The 18,389-nt window shown below is 60.2% G+C and carries 18 protein-coding genes; 11 read left to right on the top strand and 7 right to left on the bottom strand.

What is annotated here, in order from left to right; translation table 11 throughout:
* The 4 genes from AC1DT3_RS02580 to AC1DT3_RS02565 all read left to right on the top strand — a co-directional run.
* On the top strand, nucleotides 1-803 hold an 803-nt coding region (locus AC1DT3_RS02580), incomplete at its 5' end, for an ABC transporter ATP-binding protein (RefSeq protein ID WP_477463673.1).
* Entirely contained in the window at nucleotides 800-1,771 is a 972-nt protein-coding gene (locus tag AC1DT3_RS02575) for an ABC transporter ATP-binding protein (RefSeq protein WP_477463672.1), read from the top strand. The genes AC1DT3_RS02580 and AC1DT3_RS02575, both read left to right, overlap by 4 nt.
* 26 nt (nucleotides 1,772-1,797) lie before the next feature.
* Nucleotides 1,798-3,186, top strand: a complete 1,389-nt coding sequence (locus AC1DT3_RS02570) for an amidase (protein ID WP_477463671.1) — start codon at nucleotides 1,798-1,800, stop codon at nucleotides 3,184-3,186.
* A 31-nt stretch (nucleotides 3,187-3,217) separates the two neighbouring features.
* Nucleotides 3,218-4,042: a creatininase family protein gene (locus tag AC1DT3_RS02565; RefSeq protein WP_477463670.1), complete on the top strand. Its 825-nt coding sequence runs from the start codon at nucleotides 3,218-3,220 to the stop codon at nucleotides 4,040-4,042.
* A gap of 61 nt (nucleotides 4,043-4,103) precedes the next feature.
* Here the strand turns inward: AC1DT3_RS02565 and AC1DT3_RS02560 are convergent, their stop codons facing one another.
* The 5 genes from AC1DT3_RS02560 to AC1DT3_RS02540 form a co-directional block, all read right to left on the bottom strand.
* On the bottom strand, nucleotides 4,104-5,141 hold the full coding sequence (locus tag AC1DT3_RS02560) for an amino acid ABC transporter substrate-binding protein (protein WP_477463669.1): 1,038 nt from the start codon (nucleotides 5,139-5,141) through the stop codon (nucleotides 4,104-4,106).
* Between the two features lie 30 nt (nucleotides 5,142-5,171).
* Complete coding sequence (locus AC1DT3_RS02555) at nucleotides 5,172-5,780, bottom strand: L,D-transpeptidase (protein ID WP_477463668.1); 609 nt, start codon at nucleotides 5,778-5,780, stop codon at nucleotides 5,172-5,174.
* Between the two features lie 59 nt (nucleotides 5,781-5,839).
* On the bottom strand, nucleotides 5,840-6,367 hold the full coding sequence (locus AC1DT3_RS02550; RefSeq protein ID WP_477463667.1) for a hypothetical protein: 528 nt from the start codon (nucleotides 6,365-6,367) through the stop codon (nucleotides 5,840-5,842).
* 224 nt (nucleotides 6,368-6,591) lie between these two features.
* Nucleotides 6,592-8,133, bottom strand: a complete 1,542-nt coding sequence (locus AC1DT3_RS02545) for a UxaA family hydrolase (protein WP_477463666.1) — start codon at nucleotides 8,131-8,133, stop codon at nucleotides 6,592-6,594.
* Between the two features lie 38 nt (nucleotides 8,134-8,171).
* Nucleotides 8,172-8,897 carry a GntR family transcriptional regulator gene (locus AC1DT3_RS02540; protein WP_477463665.1) on the bottom strand — a complete coding sequence of 242 codons (726 nt, stop codon included), beginning with the start codon at nucleotides 8,895-8,897 and terminating at the stop codon, nucleotides 8,172-8,174.
* Nucleotides 8,898-9,019: 122 nt separating this feature from the next.
* Here AC1DT3_RS02540 and uxaC point away from each other — a divergent pair, with 122 nt between their 5' ends.
* From uxaC to manD, 7 genes are read left to right on the top strand one after another with little or no spacing between them, the layout of a single operon-like run.
* Nucleotides 9,020-10,426 carry a glucuronate isomerase gene (gene uxaC / locus AC1DT3_RS02535; protein WP_477463664.1) on the top strand — a complete coding sequence of 469 codons (1,407 nt, stop codon included), beginning with the start codon at nucleotides 9,020-9,022 and terminating at the stop codon, nucleotides 10,424-10,426.
* Between the two features lie 49 nt (nucleotides 10,427-10,475).
* The gene (locus AC1DT3_RS02530; RefSeq protein WP_477463663.1) at nucleotides 10,476-11,663 is read left to right on the top strand and encodes an ABC transporter substrate-binding protein; all 1,188 of its coding nucleotides are present in this window, start codon (nucleotides 10,476-10,478) and stop codon (nucleotides 11,661-11,663) included.
* Nucleotides 11,664-11,678: 15 nt separating this feature from the next.
* Nucleotides 11,679-12,752: an ABC transporter ATP-binding protein gene (locus tag AC1DT3_RS02525; protein WP_477463662.1), complete on the top strand. Its 1,074-nt coding sequence runs from the start codon at nucleotides 11,679-11,681 to the stop codon at nucleotides 12,750-12,752.
* Between the two features lie 10 nt (nucleotides 12,753-12,762).
* Nucleotides 12,763-13,665: an ABC transporter permease gene (locus tag AC1DT3_RS02520; RefSeq protein ID WP_477463661.1), complete on the top strand. Its 903-nt coding sequence runs from the start codon at nucleotides 12,763-12,765 to the stop codon at nucleotides 13,663-13,665.
* A 4-nt stretch (nucleotides 13,666-13,669) separates the two neighbouring features.
* Entirely contained in the window at nucleotides 13,670-14,512 is an 843-nt protein-coding gene (locus tag AC1DT3_RS02515) for an ABC transporter permease (RefSeq protein WP_477463660.1), read from the top strand.
* Between the two features lie 7 nt (nucleotides 14,513-14,519).
* The gene (locus AC1DT3_RS02510; protein WP_477463659.1) at nucleotides 14,520-15,995 is read left to right on the top strand and encodes a mannitol dehydrogenase family protein; all 1,476 of its coding nucleotides are present in this window, start codon (nucleotides 14,520-14,522) and stop codon (nucleotides 15,993-15,995) included.
* A gap of 27 nt (nucleotides 15,996-16,022) precedes the next feature.
* Nucleotides 16,023-17,231, top strand: coding sequence for a D-mannonate dehydratase ManD (gene manD, locus AC1DT3_RS02505; RefSeq protein ID WP_477463658.1), 1,209 nt, complete (start codon nucleotides 16,023-16,025; stop codon nucleotides 17,229-17,231).
* 9 nt (nucleotides 17,232-17,240) lie between these two features.
* Here manD and AC1DT3_RS02500 read toward each other — a convergent pair whose 3' ends face one another.
* On the bottom strand, nucleotides 17,241-17,570 hold the full coding sequence (locus AC1DT3_RS02500; RefSeq protein ID WP_477463657.1) for a hypothetical protein: 330 nt from the start codon (nucleotides 17,568-17,570) through the stop codon (nucleotides 17,241-17,243).
* A gap of 404 nt (nucleotides 17,571-17,974) precedes the next feature.
* Nucleotides 17,975-18,389: response regulator (locus AC1DT3_RS02495; RefSeq protein WP_477463656.1), on the bottom strand; the 415-nt coding region annotated here is incomplete at its 5' end.

The raw sequence follows: 18,389 nt of genomic DNA, 5'->3' as shown, positions 1-18,389 counted from the left end.
TCGATGGCAGAGATCTCACTAAGGCAAGCGAGTCCGAACTCTGCGGCCTTCGGGGGCGGCGCATTGCGATGGTTTTTCAAGAGCCGATGACGGCGCTCAATCCGGTAAAACCGATCGGCGCGCAGATTGCCGAGGGGATCCGACTCCATCTTGGCGAAAGCCGGGCCGAGGCCGAGATCGTCGTCCGGCGATTGCTCGATAGGGTCGGGCTTCCGGGACCGCGCTTCACGGGCCATCTCTATCCGCACCAATTGTCGGGTGGTCAGCGTCAAAGGGTGATGATCGCCATGGCGCTTGCGTGCAAGCCGGACCTTTTGATCGCCGACGAGCCGACTACGGCACTCGATGTCACGGTGCAGGCACAGATCCTCGATCTCATCGACGACCTCGTGGACGAGAACCGAATGGCACTCATGCTGATCACCCACGACCTTGGCGTGGTTTCCGAAATGACTGAGCGGATCGTCGTGATGTATGCGGGACGTATCGTCGAAAGTGGACGTACGGACGATGTTTTTGCACGCATGTCTCATCCCTACTCGCGTGGGCTGTTCGCCGCCTCGCCCCATGGCGCCGCGCTCGTCGCACCGACGGCTGGTGCTCGAAAGCGCTTGTCGTCGATTCCTGGTGTGGTGCCTGATCCGCTAAGCAGGCCTCACCATTGCACGTTCGCGGACCGATGCATGTTCGTTCAAGGTGATTGCCGTGCATCTGTTCCGCCGCTCGCAAGTCTTTGGCCGGAGGCGCAGGAGGACCATGCGGCTGCCTGCTTCCATCCCCAGTTCGGTGCGGTGCTCCGATGACGGCTCCGTTGCTCGAGGTCGTCGACGTCGTTCGCGAGTATACTCTGCCTCGCTCGTCGCTCTTTTCACGCGCCCGCTCGCTGCGGATTCTGCACGGGATCAGTGTGTCGCTTCAGCCGCGGCAGAGCCTTGGCATCGTTGGCGAATCCGGTTCCGGAAAGTCGACGCTGGCGCGGACAGTGATGGCATTGGATCGCCCGCAATCGGGCAGTGTAAAAATAGACGGTCAGGACCTCTACGCACTCGAACGTTCGGAACTGCGACTCGCCCGAAGGAAATTTCAGGCGATCTTCCAAGATCCTTACGGGTCGCTCGATCCTCGCCATACGGTGCGCCGTATCATCGCCGAACCGATGCGGTCGCTCGAGACCGTGAGCTCCGCAACGGAGAAGAACAGGCGGATCGATGATGTGCTGGAGGCCGTTGGATTGACCTCGGCCGCTGCCGACAAATATCCACACGAGTTCTCCGGCGGACAGCGACAGCGCATCGCCATTGCCCGTGCACTCGTCACAAATCCAGCTCTGATCGTCGCCGACGAGCCCGTATCCGCGCTTGACGTCTCTATTCAGGCGCAGGTTCTCAACCTGATGATGGATCTTCAGGAACGGCTTGGACTCGCCTACTTGTTCATCAGCCATGATCTCGGCGTGGTGCGCGTCATCACAGATCGGGTTGCCGTCATTCATCTGGGGCGGATTGTCGAGGAAGGTCCCACAGCGGCGGTCTTCGATGCGCCGCGCCATCCTTATACTCAAGCCCTCGTCAATGCCGTGCCGAAGCCCTTCTCGGGGCGCCGCAAGCGGATTCGTGAAACTCGTTTCCCATCAGTGGCGGGATCGCGTGAATCGAACCTCGGCTGTGCCTATGCGCCAACATGTCCGCTGGTTCAGGCGAGATGCCTCGCCGAAGCGCCGCCACCACGCCCGGTGGGCGAGGGATGGTACGCCCGCTGCCATTTCGCCTGAAGGCTCTGTTCCCCTGGATATACGCTATGACCAATCCTGCCGATCTTTCCGCCATCGATCTAGTCGCCGCTTATCGGGCAAACGCGCTTTCACCCGTTGAAGCGACTGAGGCGGTGCTCGCGCGAATCGAATCAACTGAGCCAAGCCTGTGTGCCATGTGGGCCCTCGACTACGACGGCGCCCGCGCTGCGGCACGCGAATCCGAGACGCGCTGGAGGAGAGGCGAACCGGCAGGACCCATCGACGGCGTTCCCGTCACCATCAAGGAGAACATCGCAACAGTGGGCGTTGCTGTGCCTTTGGGGTCGGCCGCAACGGATCTGACGCCTGCCACCGCCGACGCGCCGCCAGCTGCGCGAGTGCGCGAATCGGGAGGGGTCATTCTCGGCAAAACGACAATGCCGGATCTAGGCATGCTGTCGTCCGGGCTTTCCAGCTTTCACAAGCTCGCCCGCAATCCCTGGAACACGTCGAAAAATCCGGGCGGTTCAAGCGCGGGCGCAGGCGCGGCGGCTGCGGTAGGCTATGGCCCTCTGCACATTGGAACTGATATCGGGGGATCGATCCGGTTGCCGGCCGGATGGTGCGGTATCGTCGGCCTCAAACCGTCTTTCGGTCGCGTGCCGATCGATCCCGCCTTCATCGGTCGCGTGGCCGGGCCGATGACGCGAACTGTTGCCGACACCGCACTGTTCATGTCGATCTTGTCGCGGCCAGATGCGCGCGATGGCATGAGCTTACCGGCGGCGGATATTCCCTGGCTCGACCTCGATAGGGATGTGAAGGGCTTGAGGATCGGTCTCTGGATGGAGGCGGGCATCGGAGTCTCCGTCGAGCCTGAAGTGAGAAGCGCAATCGAGACGGCTGCGAAGCAGTTCGCCGATGCCGGCGCTATCGTCGAGCCGGTTCAACCGTTTCTCACGCCATCCATGCTCGATGGCCTCGACCGGTTCTGGCGCGCTCGATCATGGTCCGACCTGTCGAAGATGTCGCGTGAACGGCGGGCAAAGGTGTTGCCGTACATCACTGCGTGGGCCGAAACGGCAGAGTCGTTGTCGGGCGCTGATATCTATTCGGGGTTCGCCCAGATCGGCGTCATGCGCGACGCTGCGCTTGCCGCCTCGCGTGACTTCGATTTCGTCATCTCGCCAACGTCGCCGATGCCGAGCTATGACGCTGAATGGGCTTCTCCCGTCAACGACCCGCAGAGGCCCTTCGAACACATTGGATTTACGGTTGCCCTAAACATGTCGGAGCAGCCCGCGATCTCCATCAATTGCGGATATACGACGGAAGGGCTGCCAATCGGCCTTCAGATCTTCGGCCGACGCTTCGATGATCTCGGTGTCCTGCGCGTAGCGCGAAGCTACGAACGCTTGCGGCCCGCGCAACGACCGTGGCCGACCTTTCAGTAAAAACTTCAACGGACGAACGACAGGAGAGCATATGACGATCGAAGTCGAATGGGCCCGCATGACGGCCCCGGACCTCAGGCAGTTGGCGGCGCGACCGAACGCGCTTGCCGTGTTGCCGGTCGGTTCGCTCGAGCAGCATGGGCCGCATCTGCCGGTGATTACGGATACGGCGAGCGCGAGTGCCGCCGCAATTCGCGCCGCGCACCTTGTTGCCGAGGAGATTCCCGTTGCTGTTCTGCCGGGTCTCTGGCTCGGCATGAGCGAGCACCATCTGCCATTCGGCGGCACGATCACGGTTGACTACGACGCCTACCACGGCATTCTCCGCGGCGTCGTGAGATCCTTGAAGGCACTGGGCTTCGCCCGATTGCTGATCGTCAATGGTCACGGTGGCAACGTCGACCCGCTTGCCGTCGCAGTGCGCGAACTCGCGGTGACGTACGACCTTCCGATCGTCGCGACCACGCCGTGGTTCCTCGCACCGAAGGAGATCGCCGCAATCTTCGAATCCGACACCATGCCTAAGCACGCCTGCGAAGGCGAGACGTCGATCATGATGGCAATCGCCGGTGACATCGTCAAAGCCGACAAGCTCGACGAAGCGATGCAGCAGGCACCCGAGCCAGTCCATGCGCCGAATGGATTTTCGCGGTTCTACTCGTTCTCGGAGCGCGCACCAGTCACTGGTACTTGGGGTGATCCGCGCAAAGCAAGCCGTGAAAAGGGAGAACGCTTCCTCGCTGTTCAGGCGCGAGAACTGGCGGACGCCATGCTTCATGCGCCGCTTTGGTCCAGTCCCGATCCAGTGTGGCGTCCAAACCGCGGCCAGGAGACGACTGCGGGAAAGGTGGACTGACTCGCGGGCAACAGGGTCTCGATCGCAATGGACATGCGCGCTTGGTCGAGACCCTGGCCGTTCAACGGATCGGCGCGGCGTACTGAATGCCGCCGAGGCTCCAGAGCTGATTGACTCCACGCGGAATATCGAGCTTCGACCCCGTGCCGACATTGCGCTCGTAGACTTCGCCGTAATTGCCGACCGCGGACACTACTCGCGCCGCCCAGTCGTTGGTGAGCCCCATCTTCGTTCCGAAATCGCCATCGGTGCCGACGAAGCGTTTGACATCGGGCTTCTGCGATTTAGCCGCCTGATCGATCGTCTTTGAACTGATGCCCAACTCTTCCGCATTGAGCATGGCCAGGTTGATCCACTTGACGAGAGTGAGCCATTTCATGTCGTCCTGGCGCACAGCCGGTCCGAGCGGTTCTTTGGAAATGATGTCCGGGAGGACGACATGCTTCGTCGGCTCAGTCAGCTTTTGGCGTTCCGCATGGAGCTGCGATACGTCGCTCGAAATCGTATCGCATCGGCCCTGCTGATAGGCATCCAAAGCCTCGGCGGGTGACGATACTGTCACTGTTTCGAGCTTCATGCGGTTCGATTCGAAATAATCTGCCAGATTGTCCGCGCTGGTTGTGCCCGCCTGCACACAAACTTTGGCTCCGTCGAGCTCAAGCGCTGAACTCACGTTGCGCCCCTTTGTTACCAGGAAGCCCTGACCGTCATAGTAAGTCACGCCAGCGAAGGCGACGCCGAAATCGACTTCGCGGCCTAGCGTCCAGCTGGAGTTGCGGGAAAGGATGTCGACTTTTCCGGCCTTCAGTGCGTCGAAGCGATCGGCGGCCGACAGCGGCACGAACTCGACCTTGTCGGGAGCGTTGAAAATTGCAGCCGACACCGCGCGACAGAAATCGACGTCGAAGCCCGACCACTGACCTTTTTCGTCCTTGGCTGAGAATCCCATCAGCCCTTGACTGACGCCGCAGATGAGTTTGCCACGCTGTTTCACCGCATCCAGTGTCTGCGCGCCAGCACTGCCCGCGAAAAGTGCGACGACGATCCCGCCGGCGACGGCGGAACACCAGCCAAGCACATTGCCCGCTCGTTTGTTCATGATGTCCTCACGGTTTTGAAATCAGTGCGATTAGAGCGTGGCTGCGTGCTTGACGACAACCTTGGTCCCGAGGGGTACGCGTTCGTAGAGATCGGCGACGTCCTCGTTCACCAGACGAAAGCAGCCCGATGAAACGGCGTGACCGATCGTTTGCGGCTGGTTGGTCCCATGAATCCGGTAAATTGTCGTCCCCAAATAAAGCGCGCGCGCTCCCATCGGGTTGCCCGGGCCACCAGCCATGAACCGCGGAAGGTAGGGCTGGCGCTGGATCATTTCCGGCGGCGGTCGCCAATCGGGCCATTCCTGCTTGCGAGTGACCTTGACGAGTCCCGCCCATTGAAAGCCGTCTCGGCCGACGCCGATGCCGTAGCGGACGGCCCGATTGTTGCCTTGGACGAGATAGAGAAAGCGCTCGGAGGTGTGAACGACGACGGTTCCGGGCGCTTCGTTGCTTCTGAAGAAGACGACCTGGCGTTCGAAGCCGCCGGGAAGTTGCTCTTCCTCCGAAGTCGGGACGTGACCTGGTTGTTCGTCGATTTGCAGTTCGTCAGCGGGTGGCGTGAAGGGACGCGCCGCTTGCGCGACGACCGTCGTCGGCAACGCCATGCAGGCCATAAGGAGTAACGTCTTTAGGGTCATCGTCGATCTTGCCGGTTGCATCATCTCTTCCCATTCGTTCTTTGCGGCCGCTCCGGGCGTCAGCCAGTGCGTTTGGCTTGCGTTGGGTTGACCTTTGGAGCGGGTGCATTGCATCGGACGTAGACCATCGTCCCGTAGCGCGAGATGACATCCTCATCGAGCCATTGAATCGTCATCACTGTGCCATCGAACGCTGACACTTCCATGTCGGTGGCCTCGCCCGCAGGGCCCTCGCGACCGATGAAGGTTCGTCCATCAGCGGCCTTCACTTGCAGTTCGGAGCGTTCTTTCTCATCGGCCAGGTTCATCATCACCCCGCCATTCGGACCACGCTGGATCACATAGGCGTTGCTGCATTGGGAGCGCGCTTCCCTGATCGTGCGGTCGCGATCGGTGTCTCGATGATAGGCTGCGAGCCCCCAGCGGCCGACGAGGTCGTTCGTCGTGACGAGAGGCTTGGTGTTTTGCGGCGGAGCAGGTTCGGCAAAATCCAATGTGCTGCAGGCGCTCAGCAGCGCTATCGAAGATGCAGCGATCAGCATTGTTGCCCAGACACGGCGCGTTCCCTGGCCAGCCGGAGGGCTCACCCGGCGGTCATTCGCGAAGCATTGTTGCATCATCTTTTCCCCAAGGCCGCGAGAGTGTGGACGAGAAGATCAAGCGTCGTCAACGTCCAGCGCGTCGATCGCGTCTTTCTACGACCGCAAAGTGGGCGAGCGACAGGGATGCGATATAGGGAGAAATCTCTCGGTTTCTCAGGTCTTTACCCGAGGAGCCGGGAGGCCGAGTGTCCGAGCGCTGTTGCAGCCCATTACATCGTGGCGCCGATTTGCCAGGGAATGAACTCGGCGTCGCCGTAGCCCAATTGCTCCGACTTGGACCGCTCGCCCGATGCGACTCGAATGATCGTCTGGAAAATTTCGCGACCCTTCTCCTCGATGGAGACGCCGTCGAGTATGTCTCCGCAATCGATATCCATATCGTCGATCATGCGGCGGTAGATCTCGCTGTTGGTGGCAAGCTTGATTGACGGCGTCGGCTTGCAGCCATAGGCCGAACCGCGGCCCGTCGTGAAACACAGGACATTCGCTCCGCCGGCAACCTGTCCCGTGGCGGAGACAGGATCGTACCCGGGGGTATCCATGTATACGAAGCCCTTCTTCATCACGGGCTCGGCATAGAGATAGACCTCGTTGAGGGTCGTGGTGCCCCCCTTAGCGGCCGCTCCTAAGGATTTCTCGAGGATCGTCGTTAGACCGCCGGCTTTGTTTCCAGGGGAGGGGTTGTTGTTCATCTCGCCCCGGTTACGAGCTGTGTAGTCTTCCCACCAGCGAATCCGCTCGACCAGCTTCTCGCCGACCTCTCGTGACACGGCGCGCCGCGTCAGAAGATGCTCTGCCCCATAGATCTCTGGTGTCTCGGACAGAATCGCCGTGCCGCCGTTCCGCACAAGAAGGTCGGCGGCCGCGCCGAGCGCAGGGTTAGCCGTGATGCCGGAATATCCATCCGAGCCGCCGCATTGGAGGGCAAGCATCAGTTCGGATACCGGCACTGTTTCCCGCCGCGCCGAGCCCGCGATCGGCAGCATGTCGCGGATCGCAGCAACACCCGCTTCGACAGTCTTGCGGGTGCCGCCCGTATCCTGGATGGTCATGGTGCGGAACGTTTCGCTCTCCTCGATGCCGTAGAGCTCTTTCCATCGCCCGATCTGAAAGACCTCGCAGCCCAGACCGACCATCAATACCCCGGCCATGTTCGGATTGGACGCGTAGCCCCATTGGGTACGCTTGAGAACGTCATATCCTTCACCTTTGGTATCCATGGCGCATCCGGTGCCATGAACCAGCGGAATGACCCCGTCGATCTGAGGATAGTCTGCGAGGAGACCAGACCGTTCGACCTCGCGTGCGATGAACCGCGCCACTGAGGCAGAGCAATTCACGCTCGTCAGGATGGCGAGATAGTTTCTGGTCCCGACCTTTCCGTTTGCGCGGCGGAATCCCTGAAACGTCGCCTGCTGTTCGACCGGTAGAACGTCTTCGGTCTTCGCGAGGGATGCAAAGTCGTACTCGCGCGCGAAGTCGTGGAGGGACACATTGTGCTCGTGCAACCATTCGCCCGCCTCGACCGGCCGAGAGGCAAATCCGATGATCTGTCCAAACTTGAGAATCGGATCACCCGCGCTGATTGCCGCGATTGCCATCTTGTGGCCGCGTGGCACTCGCTCCCGCGCGGTGACGCCATGGATCTGCGCGCCCGGGGCGATAGGATCGACGGCGACGACCAGGTTGTCGCTCTCGTGAAGCCGGACAACGCGCACCGCCTGAGCTGGTCGTTCCAAGGTGTTCTGCATGGCCTCTACTTCTGTCGGTTCGCCGCGACGCCCTTGCTTCAAGCGCTCAGAGCTGCCGGCGGTGAATCCTGATCGGCTTCGAAAAGGTCCGGATTCTCGGCCGCGATTTCGGGTAGCGAACGGAGTATTTCGCTCAAGTGTACATGCATGGCATTTGCTGCGGCGTTCGGATCGCGCGCCTTGATGGCATCCACGATTGTTACGTGCTGAGCAATGACAACATGCCTCGGCGTGGCCTTGGCCATATCGAGGAACCGGACCCGGTCCATCTGCGGTTTGACGTCTTCGATCATCTGCCAAGCCGCAGGGCGCCCTGCCGCTTCGGCGAGAAGACGATGAAATTCCTCGTCCAGATCGAGAAACTCTTCCGTCGTCTTCGCCCGCTGCGCACGTCTTTGGCGGGTCAGACTCGCATTCAACTCTGCGATGATCGCTGGGCCAGCGCGAAGCGCGGCTTCGCGGACAACGGCAGATTCAACTGCTTCGCGAATGAAGCGCGCATCCTCGACGCTGGCACGGGAGATTTTGACGACCTGTGTTCCTCGTTGCGGCAGAACGCGAACGAGACCAGCCTCCGCAAGCTTGATCAGCGCTTCCCTCACCGGTGAGCGACTGACGCCGAACCGCCGAGCCAGATCTTGCTCGGACAGCATCTCGCCCGGAGCCAGGTGCATCGTCACGATTGCTTGGCGAAGGGCGCGTGTGACCTGACGGGCCATAGGCTCCCGGCTGAGACCGAGCTTTGCGAGGTTCTTCTCATTCATAAGTGGTACACTACCATACTAGTAGACCATTGCAAAGAAGCCACCGGCGCTCTAAGCTTTGGGCTGTGGACGTTCTCAAACCGGTTGAAAGCAAGCCGGAACGGGGCGCCGAGGGAGTTACGATGATGCTGATCCATCCGGACCGGCTGTTTCCTGCCGAGCCCGCCGTGCGAGCTGTTGCGCGAAGGCTGTACGCTGCCGTTCAGGATTTGCCCATCGTCTCTCCCCATGGTCACACCGATCCACGTTGGTACGCCGAGAATGCGGCATTTCCCGATCCAGCGACGTTGTTCGTCATTCCTGATCACTACATTTTCCGGATGTTGCACAGCCAAGGCGTTCGCCTCGAAGATCTTGGCGTTTCCACGCGTGACGGCACCCCGATCGAAAGGGATCCGCGCACGATCTGGAAGCATTTTGCGTCTCATTACCACCTCTTCCGCGGGACGCCGACCCGGGCGTGGCTCGACCACACATTTGCAACTCTGTTTGGTTTCACTGAGCGGCTCTCACCTCTTACGGCGGACGCCTACTACGATCGTATCGACGCTGAATTGAAGACGCCGGCGTTTCGCCCCCGCGCACTCTTCGAGCGGTTTCGCATCGAGGCCATCGCAACCACGGAGAGCCCTCTCGATCCGCTGACCCACCATGAGACAATCAGGCGTTCCGGTTGGACTGGCCGTGTAATCACGGCCTATCGACCCGATCCGGTCGTCGATCCCGATTTCGAAGGCTTCCGCGAGAATCTTCAACACTTCGGAACGCTGACAAATTGCGATACGGCGTCGTGGTCGGGCTATCTCGAAGCTCATCGCGTACGCCGCGCCTTTTTCCGCGACTACGGCGCAACCTCGACGGATCACGGACATCCGACCGCGCGCACGGCGGATCTCTCTCGATCGGACGCGGAGGCATTGTTCAAACGGGTCTCGACCGGTGCGCAACGGGAGGGCGACGCCGAATTGTTCCGCGCGCAGATGCTCACGGAAATGGCGGCGATGAGCGTCGAGGACGGGATGGTGATGCAGATCCATCCGGGATCCTTCCGAAACCACAACCGGGGACTCTTTGCGCGCTTCGGACGCGACATGGGAGCCGATATCCCCTCGCCGACAGACTATGTCCATGCGCTCAAGCCGCTGCTCGACCGGTTCGGCAACGACCATAAACTCACATTGATCGTCTTTACACTCGACGAAACCAGCTACTCCCGGGAATTGGCGCCTTTGGCCGGCCACTATCCCGCACTGAAGCTTGGGCCGGCGTGGTGGTTCTTCGATGCGCCCGAGGGAATGCGTCGGTTCCGAGAGCTCACCACGGAAACAGCCGGCTTCCAAAACACCGTCGGTTTCAATGACGACACCCGCGCATACCTTTCGATTCCGGCGCGGCACGATGTTGCCCGCCGGGTGGACTGCTCGTTTCTCGCCAACCTCGTGACGACGCATCGCCTCGACGAGGACGAGGCGCATGAGGTGGCTCACGATCTCGCCTATCGCCTCGCAAAACGGGCCTACAAGCTGTGAAAGCCGGCAGGGCCCGCGGGGGCCTGTCGCACAGAACGGGAGGAAGACAATGAACAACTTTATCACCAGACGGACATTCGCCGGCGGTCTCGCGGGCGTAGCCGGTGCCGCCGCCATCGGGGGGCCGGCGTTCTCGCAGGCCGCCCTGCCTAAAGAGCCTGTCGCTCTCAACATCATCGACGTAGCAGGTAATCTCGCGCTGACGCAAAAGGCGATCGAGAACTACCGCAAGGCGAAGCCCAATCTCGTCTCACGCATCACGTTCACAAAGGCTCCGGCACCGGAGCTCGCGGGCAAGATCAAGGCGCAGCAGGACGCAGGCCGTGTCGACATCGATCTCGTGCTGACCGGAACCGATGCGCTCTCGGCTGGCATCGATCAAAAGCTATGGGTCGACCTCATTCCCGCGCATGCTGGTTCGCTGCCGAAGCTCGATGAAATCTATCTGCCCGCTGCAGCGAAAATGCAGACGCTGGCGAAAGGGCAGGGCGTAGTCGTGACGTATTATCCGTCCGGTCCGTTGCTCGAATACATGCCCGACAAAGTCAAAACGGTGCCGACGACGGCGGAAGAGCTTCTCGCCTGGGCGAAGGCGAACCCCAATCGTCTGATCTACGCACGGCCGGCGAATTCCGGACCTGGTCGCACGTTCATCATGGGCCTGCCGTACATCCTCGGCGACAGCAATCCGCAAGATCCAGCTAAGGGTTGGGACAAGACCTGGGCTTATCTCCGAGAGCTCGGTCAGTACATCGAGTACTACCCGTCCGGCACCGGCGCGGTCATGAAAGAGCTCGGTGAAGGGTCCCGTGACATGACGGTGTCGACCACAGGCTGGGACATCAATCCCCGAGTCCTCGGCGTCGTTCCGAAGGAAGCCAGGGTCGGGGCGCTGAAGGGCTTCCACTGGGTGGCCGACGCGCACTACATGTGCGTACCGAAGGGTCTCTCGAACGAGAAGGTTGCGGTGCTTCTCGACCTGATGAGCTTCCTGCTTTCCAAAGAGCAGCAAGCGTATACCTATGACGAAGGGTACTTCTATCCGGGCCCTGCGGTAAAAGGTGTCACACTCGATATGGCGCCGCCGGAAAGCCAGGCAGCGATCAAGGAATTCGGGCGTCCCGAATACGAACGGCTGATTGCCGACAATCCGATCGAGTTGCCGCTCCAACCTGAGCAGATGGTGGTCGCCTTCCGCATCTGGGACGAGCAGGTCGGCGGATCGAAGCGCAAGTAGGACAGGGATCCCGCGATGGCAATTGCCCTTTCAAAGTTTGACGAAGTCCGCTTGGACCATGTGAGTCGCGATTTCGGGACTCTCAACGCCCTGCGTGACGTCAACCTGACGATCAAGCGGCGCGAATTCATCGCGTTGCTCGGCCCGTCGGGTTGCGGCAAGTCGACGACGTTGAACTGCATCGCGGGTCTCCTGCCCGTCACGGGTGGTTCTATCTGGCTCGATAAGAACCGGGTCGACACCTTGCGTCCGGAAGAGCGCGGTTTTGGCATGGTTTTCCAGAACTACGCGCTTTTCCCCCACCTCAACGTGCGTCAGAACGTCGGCTTCGGCTTGAAGATGCGCGGATTGCCCAGGGCCCAGATCGCACGCAAGGTCGATGAGGCGATTGGCCTCGTGCGTCTCAACGGCCAGGAAAACAAACTACCGGGGCAACTCTCGGGTGGCCAACAGCAGCGCGTTGCGATCGCGCGTGCGATCGTCATCGAGCCCCCGCTTGTGTTGATGGACGAGCCGCTCTCCAACCTCGACGCCAAGCTTCGCCTCGAAATGCGCGCGGAAATCCGCCGCATTCACAACGAGCTCGGCGCCACGACGATCTACGTGACGCACGACCAGGATGAGGCGCTTTCGCTCGCTGACCGCATCGTTGTTTTGCGCGACGGAGTTGTTCGGCAGGTGGGGACACCAAAAGAGCTCTATGAGAGCCCGGCGCATCTCGACGTTGCGGATTTCATGGGCTTCCGCAACAAGCTGAAGGGCACAGTGGTGTCGTCCGCCGACGACCATGCCGTGCTCGATGTGGAAGGTGCGCGCATTTCGGGTATTCCTCGCGAGAAACTGGCCATAGGCTCTACGGCTTTTGCAGCTTTGCGTCCCGATGATCTCGTTGTCGGTGAAGCAGGAGATAATTCAATACCCGTGAAGGTCGAAACCATCGAGTATCGTGGTCGTGAGTTCGTCGGAACGGCCCGATCGTCCGGCGGACTGGAGCTCGTCTTCCGGTCGGATCACACGGTCACGCCGGGTACGATTATCCATGTTCGCGGGGGCGACGAACGGATCCTCATTTTTGCCGAACCGGCATAGGGAGGACATCATGCATGCACTTTCTCCAGGTGTCGCACACGGACCGAATTTGCGTCAGCGTCTCGCTGCCCGTGGTCTCGATGCGGTCACGCTTCTGATCCTGCCGGCGGCCGTCTTCAGTCTGTGTCTGTTCATCTATCCGTTCGCCTTCGGCTTGGTGTTGTCTTTTGAACCCAAGAACGGTGGTTGGCTCGCCAACTATCAGCGCTTCTTCTCGGATTCCTTCCTCTATGAAACGATCGCGAAGACGTTGTGGCTCGCGATCCCTGTGACGCTTCTCAACCTGGTGCTTGCGGTGCCGGTCGCGTTCCGAGTCCGCCTGATGCGACATCAACGCTTGCTGACGACCATTCTGGTCTTACCGATCACGCTCGGGACTGTGCTCGTCGCTGAAGGGCTTCTGAACTATCTCGGGCCGCAAGGCTGGTTCAACCGCACTTTGATGACGTTCGGATTGATCTCGCAGCCGTTAAAGCTCGTGCACAATTACTGGGGCGTGTTTGCCTCGCTCGTGATCACGGGTTTTCCATTCACCTTCTTGCTGACGCTGTCCTACGTGACGGGCATCGACCCGGCACTGGAGCAAGCCGCAGCGACACTGGGGGCGAGCGCCTCGCAGCGGTTTCGCCATGTCTATCTGCCACTTCTCATGCCGGGGTTCGCGATCACGTTCTGCCTGTCCTTCGTCCAGGCATTCTCGGTCTTCCCTTCTGCCGTGCTGCTGGGCGCGCCGGCSGGTCCAACGCGTGTSATCTCGATCGCCGCGTATCAAGCCGCATTCGAAGAATACGATTATTCGATGGCGTCTGCGGTGGCGATGATCATGGGCTTCGTTCAGCTTGCCATCGTTGTCGCCGTTCTTGCCTCGCGCGGTCTCTTCTACCGTGGCCCGGCGAGCGGTGCGAAAGGATAGTGCGATGATCCGCGATACGACACTAGGATCGAAACTCTGGGCGGCGGCCATATGGTCGTTGGTTGCTTTCTTCGTCATCAATCTCTTCGCCATGATCGGCACAGTCGTCACAAGCTCTTTCGCGACACGCTGGCTTGGAACGTGGCTTCCTGTCGGATGGACGACGCGATGGTATTCCTCTGCGTGGAACGAGTTTCAGCTCGGAGACGTCCTGCTCGTGACGTTTCAGGTCGTCGGGGTGGTGGTCCTCATTTCCGGTGTTCTAGGCGTAACTGCCGCCTATGCACTCGCGCGCCGGGACTTCCCTGGAAAACGCATCCTGATCCTGCTGTTCCTCCTGCCACTTCTGATTCCCCCGATCACGTTCGGTATCCCTCTCGCGACCGTTCTTTATCGAACCGGACTCGCAGGCACGTTCTGGGGAGTCGTTGCAGCCAATCTGGTGCCGACTGTTCCTTTCGTCATTCTCGTCATGATTCCTTTCATCGAGCAGATCGATCCCAAGATCGAAGCGGCGGCTCGGGTGTTCGGTGCGAATACGTTCAAGCTGTTCATTCACGTCCTAATGCCGCTGCTTCTACCGGGAATTCTCGCAGCGCTGCTCCTGGTTCTTGTGCGCACGATCGCAATGTTCGAGCTCACCTTCCTGGTGGCGGGCCCGACGAGTCAGACCCTTGTCGTCGCGCTCTACTATGCCGTCTTCGCCGCCGGCGTCCGTGCCGTGCAATCCATCGATGCCATGGCGGTCATCTACATGGTGACGACGCTGATCTGGCTGATGATCGCACTTCGTTTCGTCAATCCCACGCAGATCGTAACGCGGGCCAAACAGCAGCCAGCGCATTGAGAAGACTATGCCGAAGCGCTTGAACCGTCTCACCCTCAGCGATCTGCCGCCGGCGATCGTGAGACCCGCCTACGACCGCACAAAAGTCACCACGGGGATCGTCCACCTCGGCGTTGGTGCGTTTCATCGTGCGCATCAAGCCGTCTACACGGATACGCTTCTTGAACGGGACACGAGCTGGGGCATCGTCGCTGCAAGCTTGCGGAGTCCTGATACGTACGATGCGCTTCATCCGCAGGACGGCCTCTATACGCTTTCCGTCAGATCTAAGGACGGCGAAAGCCTTCGCGTGATCGGCGCGATTTCGCGCATCATTGTCGCTCCCGAGGCCGTTGACGATCTCTTGCGGATCATGAGCRATGCGAGAACGCGGATCGTGTCCTTAACGGTCACGGAGAAAGGTTACTGCCATGACCCGGCGACTGGTTCGTTGAACGAAAAGCACCCTGATATCGTGCATGATCGCGCCGAGCCGCGGCGCCCGCGGTCGGCCCCTGGCTTGATTGTCGAGGCTCTGCGCCGTCGCCGAGAGGCCGGGCTTGCTCCTTTTACGGTGCTGACGTGCGACAACCTTCCATCCAACGGGCGGACGGTGAAGCGTGTGTTGGCTCGATACGCTGAGTTGGTCGACCCGGATCTCGGCCTGTTCGTCGCAAAGAACGTCTCCTGTCCCGCGACGATGGTCGACCGAATCGTGCCGGCGACGACCGATGGTGACCGAGCACGGATCAGTCAGGCGATCGGTGTCACCGATGCGTGGCCGGTCGTGACCGAGCCGTTCACGCAGTGGATTATCGAAGATGATTTCCCACAAGGGAGGCCTGCTTGGGAAGACGCCGGCGCTCAGTTCGTAGAGGACGTCGAACCCTACGAGCTCATGAAGTTACGGCTGCTCAACGGCAGTCACTCGACGCTGGCCTATCTTGGTTTTCTGTCGGGCTATGAGACTGTCTCGGATACGATGGCTGATCCAGCTTTCGTGCAGTTGATCGAACACTTGATGGCGGACGAAGTCGCACCGACGCTGCACATGCCGTCTGGAACCGATCTTGTGTCCTATCAACGTGCCCTGGTCGAGCGGTTCAAAAACCCCGCCTTGAAGCACCGCACATGGCAGATCGCGATGGATGGGTCGCAGAAACTTCCGCAGCGCCTACTTGGAACTGTTCGCGACCGGCTCCGCGCGAATGCCCCGATCGACCGTCTGGCTCTCGGCGTCGCCGCGTGGATGCGTTACGTCACTGGTGTGGACGAAGTCGGTCAGCCGATCGACGTGCGCGATCCAATGGCGAAGAGATTGCGCGAACTTGCCGATAAGGCAGGCGCGTCACCCGATGCATTGGCCGCTGAACTTCTGTCCGTGAACGAGATCTTCGGCGACGACCTATCGAAGAACATTCGTTTTGCGGATTCGGTAACGAAGGCGCTGCGCAGCCTCTTTGCCAAGGGTGCCAAACACACCGTCGCCGCGCTGGTCTCCTAGCGACCTGTTGAACCGTCGAGAGCTAAGATGAAAATCGAGAAAGCCTACTGCATCGTCACCTGTCCGGGTCGGAATTTCGTCACGCTCAAGATCGTGACAGACGAGGGCGTCTACGGCATCGGCGACGCGACGTTGAACGGACGCGAACTTGCTGTTCTCGCCTATCTTGAAGAGCACGTGATCCCTTGTCTCATCGGCCGTGATCCGCAACAGATCGAGGATATCTGGCAATACCTCGCCAAGGGGGCATATTGGAGGCGCGGGCCCGTCACCATGTCGGCGATAGCAGCTGTCGATACCGCCCTGTGGGACATCAAAGCGAAAATCGCGGGCTTGCCGCTCTACCAGCTCCTAGGAGGCAAAAGCCGTTCAGGTGTCATGGTCTACGGACATGCGAACGGAAGCGATATTGCAGAGACCGTTGACGCGGTCGGTCATTATCTGTCGCTCGGATACAAGGCAGTCCGCGCACAAGCTGGCGTTCCAGGACTCGATACGGCCTATGGCATTTCTCGCGGCAAGTTGTTCTACGAACCCGCAACGAAGGGCCTGCCCGAAGAGCAGATCTGGTCGACGGAGATGTATCTCAACTTTGCGCCAAAGCTGTTCGAAGCGCTCCGCAAGGCACACGGCCCCGATTTTCATCTCCTCCACGATGTTCATCATCGCTTGACTCCGATCGAGGCAGCACGTCTCGGAAAAGAGGTCGAGCCCTATCATCTGTTCTGGATGGAGGATCCTACGCCCGCAGAAAACCAGGAAGCGCTCAGGCTTATCCGCCAGCATACGACGACTCCCATCGCCATCGGCGAAGTGTTCAACTCGATTCATGATTGTCGTGAGCTGATCGAGAACCAGCTAATCGACTACATTCGCACGACGGTCGTTCATGCCGGAGGCATCACACAGCTTCGAAAGATTGCGGCGCTCGCCGAACTCTATCAGGTTCGAACGGGCTCTCACGGCGCAACGGATCTCTCGCCGGTCTGCATGGGCGCCGCGCTCCATTTCGATCTTTGGGTGCCCAATTTTGGCATTCAGGAATACATGCGACATACGCCGGAGACGGATGCTGTCTTCCCCCACGCCTACACATTCGCAGATGGCTTCCTTTATCCGGGAGATGCACCGGGTCATGGTGTCGACATCGATGAATCGCTTGCTGCAAAGTATCCTTACGAGCGCGCTTATCTGCCGATCGCAAGACTGCAGGACGGAACCATGTCGAATTGGTGAGGAGGCCGACTAGTTCTCCTGCACCAACCGGAGATGCATCGCATCGATCAATGCGGCGCGCTCGGTTTCTGTGGCGGCGATTCGAGCTTTGACTTCCTGCAATGTGCTTCGGTTCGATCCGTAAAACACGATCCCGCCAAGAATGGCCGCGATCCCGGCGACGAGCGCGATGGGCTCGCCCGCTCGAAGGAGACCGAGAACGAGTACGGCGAGGGCGAGGAAACCCGCACCAATGATCACCTTTGCGAGGATCTTTGCTTTGCGACACTGCTCGGCGGCTTGGGACAATTCGTCGAGCGAAGCCTCTAGGTCGGCGATCTGTTGATGGAACTGGTTCATGCGTGTCGACCCCCACTCCAGAGCATTTTCGGGATGGACGGGAGAGCAGGAAATGCGTCCAGAGTATCAGCAATGATCCCAGCCACATACCGCGCGGCAATGTCGCTGTCGCCTTTTGTGATGAGGTCCGAGCCGGCGGGCAGCGAAGACACCATCAGAAAACCCGCCACCGCAAGTCCAACCCGCCTTGAACGACCGATCCTGAGTAACGCATCGTCGGGCTCTCTCCCTTCGTTTCCCCTTGGCTTGAGACGAGGATATGCGGATGGGCAAGCGATTGATCAAGGTCAAATGCATTGCGGGCGCAGAGACTCGCTTTCGATGTTAGCCTCATGTTGCCTGAGTGTCGCTTCGCATGGAATGCGGACCTCTTTATGCAGGGCGCTTGAAACGCGGCAGACAGGCTAACTCTTTTCGATAATGCCACGGACTTTCTGAGCGAATGCGTCGATGGCGAAGGGTTTGGTCATCATGGCCATACCCGGCTCGAGGAAACCCGACGGGACCGCGGCATTCTCCGCGTAACCGGTCATGAAGAGCACCTTCAGGTCCGGGTGTCGCTCGCGGGCCTGATCGGCGAGCTGGCGTCCATTGATACCCGGCAAACCCACGTCGGTGACGAGAAGATCGATACGTTGGTTGAGGCGCAGCTGCGCCAGTCCGGATGGACCGTCGCTTGCTTCGAGTGTGTGGTAGCCGAGATCCGTCAGAACATCGACGATGATGCTGCGTACGACCGGCTCATCTTCGACGATCAATACCGTCTCGCCTCTGCCCGCGCGGGGCGCGTCGATGGGAGCGACGTTGTCGACCGTGACC

The organism is Microvirga sp. P4_G7 (assembly GCF_056401005.1).
Note: the sequence above shows the minus strand (reverse complement) of the source record. Positions and strands in the feature narration are given on the sequence as shown.

Bases quoted from the DNA above. Each gene is read 5' to 3' on its own strand.
- AC1DT3_RS02575 (WP_477463672.1), top strand. From the start codon at position 800: ATGACGGCTCCGTTGCTCGAGGTCGTCGACGTCGTTCGCGAGTATACT.
- AC1DT3_RS02560 (WP_477463669.1), bottom strand. From the start codon at position 5,141: ATGAACAAACGAGCGGGCAATGTGCTTGGCTGGTGTTCCGCCGTCGCC.
- AC1DT3_RS02555 (WP_477463668.1), bottom strand. From the start codon at position 5,780: ATGACCCTAAAGACGTTACTCCTTATGGCCTGCATGGCGTTGCCGACG.
- AC1DT3_RS02515 (WP_477463660.1), top strand. From the start codon at position 13,670: ATGATCCGCGATACGACACTAGGATCGAAACTCTGGGCGGCGGCCATA.
- AC1DT3_RS02545 (WP_477463666.1), bottom strand. From the start codon at position 8,133: ATGCAGAACACCTTGGAACGACCAGCTCAGGCGGTGCGCGTTGTCCGG.
- AC1DT3_RS02540 (WP_477463665.1), bottom strand. From the start codon at position 8,897: ATGAATGAGAAGAACCTCGCAAAGCTCGGTCTCAGCCGGGAGCCTATG.
- AC1DT3_RS02525 (WP_477463662.1), top strand. From the start codon at position 11,679: ATGGCAATTGCCCTTTCAAAGTTTGACGAAGTCCGCTTGGACCATGTG.
- manD (WP_477463658.1), top strand. From the start codon at position 16,023: ATGAAAATCGAGAAAGCCTACTGCATCGTCACCTGTCCGGGTCGGAAT.
- AC1DT3_RS02500 (WP_477463657.1), bottom strand. From the start codon at position 17,570: ATGAACCAGTTCCATCAACAGATCGCCGACCTAGAGGCTTCGCTCGAC.
- AC1DT3_RS02570 (WP_477463671.1), top strand. From the start codon at position 1,798: ATGACCAATCCTGCCGATCTTTCCGCCATCGATCTAGTCGCCGCTTAT.
- AC1DT3_RS02565 (WP_477463670.1), top strand. From the start codon at position 3,218: ATGACGATCGAAGTCGAATGGGCCCGCATGACGGCCCCGGACCTCAGG.
- AC1DT3_RS02530 (WP_477463663.1), top strand. From the start codon at position 10,476: ATGAACAACTTTATCACCAGACGGACATTCGCCGGCGGTCTCGCGGGC.
- uxaC (WP_477463664.1), top strand. From the start codon at position 9,020: ATGATGCTGATCCATCCGGACCGGCTGTTTCCTGCCGAGCCCGCCGTG.